The sequence below is a fragment of the Streptomyces sp. OZ13 genome (assembly GCF_052068155.1).
Classification (GTDB): Bacteria; Actinomycetota; Actinomycetes; order Streptomycetales; family Streptomycetaceae; genus Streptomyces.
The window spans coordinates 1-4,991 of the sequence record NZ_JBQHCZ010000038.1 but is presented as its reverse complement, the minus strand read 5'-3'; the positions used below and the strand labels follow the sequence as shown (position 1 = coordinate 4,991).

The window sequence follows — 4,991 nt, the reverse complement described above, 5'->3', positions numbered from 1 at the left end:
ATCTCCGAGACGGCGCCGACGAACGTGGTCTTGCCCACGCCGAAGCCGCCCGCCACCACGATCTTCGCGCTGGTGGTTGAGCGGGCAGCACCGCCGCTAGAGCTTGCGAAGTCCACTGAGCACCCTTTCGAGCAGTGTCACGTCTGGCTGGCCGCCGGCGGACTCGTCGCCGCCGGGCTGGTGAATGGCGACAAGTCCGGCCTCCGCCAGGTCGGCGACGAGGATCCGGGCAACGCCGAGGGGGATGGAGAGAAGTGCCGAGATCTCAGCCACCGACTTGATCTCGAAACACAGCCGGCAGATCCGCTGGTGCTCGGGCAACTGCCCTTGCAGCCTTGACGGATCGGCCGTGGTACTGACCAGCGCCTCGATGGCGAGCTGGTAACGCGGCCGGGTCCGGCCGCCGGTCATGGCGTACGGGCGCACCAGCGGGTTGTGCCTGCCGGAACCGGCGGACGACGCCTTCGCGGGCTCCTGGGCGCGCCGCGGGGCCACCGGCTGGATGCGGGGCTGCTGCTGGCCGTAGGAGGGATCGTACGACGCGTCGTAGGACGGGTCGTACGGCGACTGCGACTGCTGGTAGGGCTGCTGCGCGCCCGCTCTGCCCGGCGTCGAAGGAAAGTTGAACCGGTTGTCTGTGTGCTCACCGTGCGGCTGATGACCGCCCTCATAAGGGCGCCCGCCTGGGGGTGTTGCCACGTTTCCTCCTCCGACTGCCTGTACGCCGGTTCCTGTCCCTGTGGAGCCCGCGCCACCGCACCTTAACGGTGCGGTGGCGAGAAACGCACTGTCTGTCTACTGGTCAAGAGCAACTACCGGGACGAACCCGGCAGATCGTCAGTTGAGCAGGCTTCCCTGGAGCTCCGCGCGAAGGTCGGGAGTGAGGACGCTGCCCGCACGGTCGACCAGGAGCGCCATCTCGTAGCCCACCAGGCCGATGTCGGCCTCGGGGTGGGCCAGCACGGCCAGTGAGGATCCGTCGGAGATGGACATGATGAAGAGGAAGCCGCGCTCCATCTCCACGACCGTCTGGTTGACGGCGCCGCCTTCGAAGATCCGGGAGGCGCCCGCGGTCAGCGAGGTCAGACCGGAGGCCACGGCCGCCAGTTGATCGGCGCGGTCGCGCGGGAAACCTTCGGACATCGCCAGCAGGAGTCCGTCGGCGGAGACCACCACCGTGTGCGACACCCCTGGGGTGTTGTCCACGAAGTTGGTGATCAACCAGTTCAGATTCTGCGCCGCCTGGCTCATCGGGCTCACACTAACGCTCCTGGTTGTAGGTACTGCCCGGGCCGGAGCCCGGTCCGTTCGTGTCCGTTCCCGCGCTGCGTCCCTGCTGGACGCCGCGCCGCAGGTTGCTCAACCTGCCACGCACGTCCTCAGGGGCGCGGGAGACCTGTGGGCCGCCCTGCGGGGTCTGTTCGGCCGTGCCCTCGATCAGGTTGGCCTTGGGTACCCGCCGGGGAAGACCGGACGAGGTGACCCCGCCCGCCTTCGGGTCGCGAAGCTTCTCCGCCCGCTGCCAGCGCTCGTCGTTCGCCGAGCGCCAGTCGTCGGTGTCGGAGCTCCCGCCGCCGAAGCTGCCCGAGCCGTTGCCGCTGCCGCCCGGAGCCTGTCCGCTCTGCTGAGCGGCCGGAGCCTGTTCGGGGGCCTGCTGCTGCCACTGCTGCTGCGACGCCTGCTGCTGCGCCGGCGGCTGTGGCACCTGCTGTGCCGACGACGGCTTCTGGCTGCCACCGCGCCGGGGGAGACCGGCATCCGTCAGCGCGTGGCTGCTGCTCGGAGACGGTCCCGGACGCTCGAAGCCTACGCGGTCCGAGGCGTTCGCGGGAGCGGCGGGTGCAGATTCCGCTTCGGGACGGTACTCGGGCTCGTAAGCGCTCTGGTAGCCGCTGTGGTCGGCCCACTCACCCTGGTGGGGCTGGGCGTCGTACTGGCCCTCGTACTGCTGCTGGGTGTTCTGCGGGTCCTGGTATGTGGCTTCCGCATATGCACCCTGGAGCGGATCCTGCTGCTCCGTGTGCTCCGGGTAGCCGCCGTTCGCCGGCTGGTACGGGTCCTGGTAGCCGCCGCCCTGGTACTCGTCGTACGCAGGCTGCTGGTTCTGCGCGTAGCCCTGGTCCGCCTGTGCGTACTGCTGGCCGTACTCGGAGCCGTACTCCTGCTGCGGAGCCTGCTCCTGCTCGTACGGCGACTCGTCGCGGTACAGCGGCCTTTCGCCGTGCGCCTGGGCCTCCAGGGCCGCCCGGCGCTCCTCGCGCATCAGGGAGCGGCCCACGGGGTCCAGCTGGGTCGCGGAATCGTCGGAGGGCTGCTCGTAGCGGGAGTCGTCGAAGCCGAGCTCCGCGGCGGTCCGCATCGGGGCGCTCTCGAAGGACTGCTGCTTCGGGATGATCTGCGAGACCGTGAAGTCGTCCTCGGGCAGCGCCTCGCCACCGCCACCGTGGGTGATGGCGTCGGGAAGCATGACCAGCGAGGTGGTGCCCGCCTGCTCGCCCGAGGGGCGCAGCTGGACGCGGATGCCGTGCCGGTCGGCGAGGCGGCCGACCACGAAGAGACCCATGCGCTGCGAGACGGCGGCGTCCACGGTCGGCGGGTTGGCCAGCTTGTGGTTGATGTCCGCGAAGTCCTCGGCGGTGAGGCCGATGCCCTTGTCGTGGATCTCGACCATGACGCGGCCGTCGGGGAGACGGGTCGCGGTGACGCGGACCTTGGTCTGCGGCGAGGAGAAGGTGGTGGCGTTCTCCAGCAGCTCGGCGAGGAGGTGCACGAGGTCGGTCACGGCCTGGCCGTGGATCTCGGTCTCCGGGACGCCGGTGAGCTCGATGCGCTCGTAGGACTCCACCTCGGAGGAGGCGGCGCGCAGCACGTCGACGAGCGGCACGGGCTGGTTCCAGCGGCGGCCGGGCTCCTCGCCGGCGAGAATCAGCAGGTTCTCACCGTTGCGGCGCATACGGGTCGCCAGGTGGTCCAGCTTGAAGAGGTTCTCCAGCTGGTCCGGGTCGGCCTCGTTGTTCTCGAGGTCCGTGATCAGGGTCAGCTGGCCCTCGATGAGCGACTGGTTCCGCTGGGAGAGGTTGGTGAAGATCGCGTTGACGTTGCCTCGGAGCATGGCCTGCTCGGCGGCGAGCCGGACGGCCTCGCGGTGGACCTGGTCGAAGGCCCGGGCGACCTCGCCGATCTCGTCCTGGGTGTCGATCGGGATGGGCTGGACACGGGTGTCGACCCGGCCCGGCTCGGTCCGGGACAGCTGGTCGACCAGCATCGGCAGGCGCTGCTCGGCGATGCCGAACGCCGCGGTGCGCAGCTGGCGCATCGAGCGGCTCATCTGGCGGGCCATGAGGCCGGCCAGGATGAAGGCGGTGAGCAGGGCGATGACGACGATGAGGCCGTTGACGATGGCGTCGGTCTTGGCGTCGTCGGAGATCGCCGCGGCCTCGTTCACGGCCCGGTCGACGAGGTCGGTCTCGATCTCGGTGTAACCGTCGAACTTGGCGGTGGCCGCGCCCATCCATGTCTCGGGCGTGACGTCCTGCGTCTTCAGCTTGTCGGGGCTGGTGCCGGAGCCGATGGCGGTGGCCATGCCGGTGAAGACGGAGCCGTCGGGGCCCTTGGGCGGGTTCAGGCCGGCGGCGGCGAGCCGCTTGCCGCCCTCGGCGGCCTTGCCGGTCATGACTTCCTTGAGCCGGACGGTGTCGGCCTCCGTACCGCCGGAGACGTACTCGCCGATGGCGATCTGCTCGAGGTAGTTGTACGAGTTGAAGGCGATCGTCTGCTTGGCCAGGACGTTCTCGTCCTTGCTCGGCCGGACCAGCAGGTGCATGCCGATGGAGCGCTGCAGCGACGCGGCGGCCTTGGCGAGCTGGACGGCGTACACGGTACGGCCGTAGCTGGTGACGTTGCCGGTGCCGAGGCCGAGCTCGTTGGCGAACTCCATCAGCACGTGCTGGATCTTGACGTAGCCCTCTTCGGTCTGCACCGGGTCGAGCGCCTTGGTGTAGGCCGCCTTGCGCAGATCGGCGAGCTTCGGCTCCTCCTGCTTGAACAGCTGGAGGCGGCGCTCGAGGCCCTGGCCGGGGGGCATGTCCGCCACGGCCTGGTCGAACTTGGCCTTCGCCGCGTCGGTGGTGTCGTACGCCTCGGTGACGACGGCGGCCTGCCGGGCGTCCTGGCTCGTGGCGAGCAGCAGGGGCTGCGCGGTCAGGTCACGCTCGTTGAGGAGCGCCTGGCCGTACTCGGAGGCCGCGCGCACGACGAGCGCGGTCTTCTCCGCGTCCTGCGCCTCGCTCCAGGTGTCGATCGACTGCTTGACCTGGAACCCGCCCATGACCAGACCGACGAGCACGGGTATGAGGAGGATCGCGTTCAGTCGGGTGGGCACCCGCCAGTTGCGAGGGGAGAAGCGGCTGGTGCTGCCCCCGGAACCTCCCGGCCCGCCGACGGCCGGGGAAGAGCCGGAAGCTCCCGACGCATCCGCAGGCGGCGCCGCTGTGCGCGACGGCGGGGTGAAGTTGCCCCGCGCCTGCTGCTCTGCGGAGCTCGTCTTGCTTCGCCTCACTCGACCAACAACCTCTCGGCGTCGGCACCTACGCTGTGCCGTGTTTCGTTCAGAGCCGTACTACTCGGCAGTTCGACGAATTCCAGCACGACGACCGGCCGCATTCCAAACACTCGGAATCGGTGATTCCGAGTGGCGTACGCCTCGCATAAAACGGGCATAAAGAACGAGCCCCGACAATTGGCGAGGCTCAGGTGAGCACAGTGGTACCGCCCGTGTGCAACGGGTGTCCACTGCGCCGGAATTCTCTGTCGAAATGTTATGAACACGGAGGCGGGCCGTGTCAAAAGACACAGCCCGCCCCACGGCAACTACGACAACTGCCGTATTGCGTCGTCTACTTGGCCATTCTACTTCAGGCGGGCCATGAGGGCGTGTTCGACGAGGGTGATGAGGGCGCTCTTGGCGTCGGCGCGGTGGCGGGCGTCGGTGG

The 4,991-nt window shown here is 69.0% G+C and carries 3 protein-coding genes and 2 pseudogenes; all 5 read right to left on the bottom strand.

The genetic code is table 11. The features are described from left to right. Positions 1 to 116 (bottom strand): annotated as a pseudogene (locus tag ACTMTU_RS35905) (ATP-binding protein); the annotation flags it as partial. Beyond that, positions 97 to 699, bottom strand: coding sequence for a DUF742 domain-containing protein (locus ACTMTU_RS35900; protein WP_441267620.1), 603 nt, complete (start codon positions 697 to 699; stop codon positions 97 to 99). The gene ACTMTU_RS35900 and the pseudogene ACTMTU_RS35905, both read right to left, overlap by 20 nt. A 138-nt stretch (positions 700 to 837) precedes the next feature. Next, a complete protein-coding gene (locus ACTMTU_RS35895; protein WP_005311461.1) occupies positions 838 to 1,251 on the bottom strand; it encodes a roadblock/LC7 domain-containing protein in 414 nt (137 codons plus the stop codon). A gap of 10 nt (positions 1,252 to 1,261) precedes the next feature. Continuing rightward, complete coding sequence (locus ACTMTU_RS35890; RefSeq protein ID WP_441267619.1) at positions 1,262 to 4,558, bottom strand: nitrate- and nitrite sensing domain-containing protein; 3,297 nt, start codon at positions 4,556 to 4,558, stop codon at positions 1,262 to 1,264. Positions 4,559 to 4,908: 350 nt separating this feature from the next. Beyond that, positions 4,909 to 4,991, bottom strand: a pseudogene (locus ACTMTU_RS35885) (ATP-binding protein); the annotation flags it as partial.

Bases quoted from the DNA above. Each gene is read 5' to 3' on its own strand.
- ACTMTU_RS35895 (WP_005311461.1), bottom strand. From the start codon at position 1,251: ATGAGCCAGGCGGCGCAGAATCTGAACTGGTTGATCACCAACTTCGTG.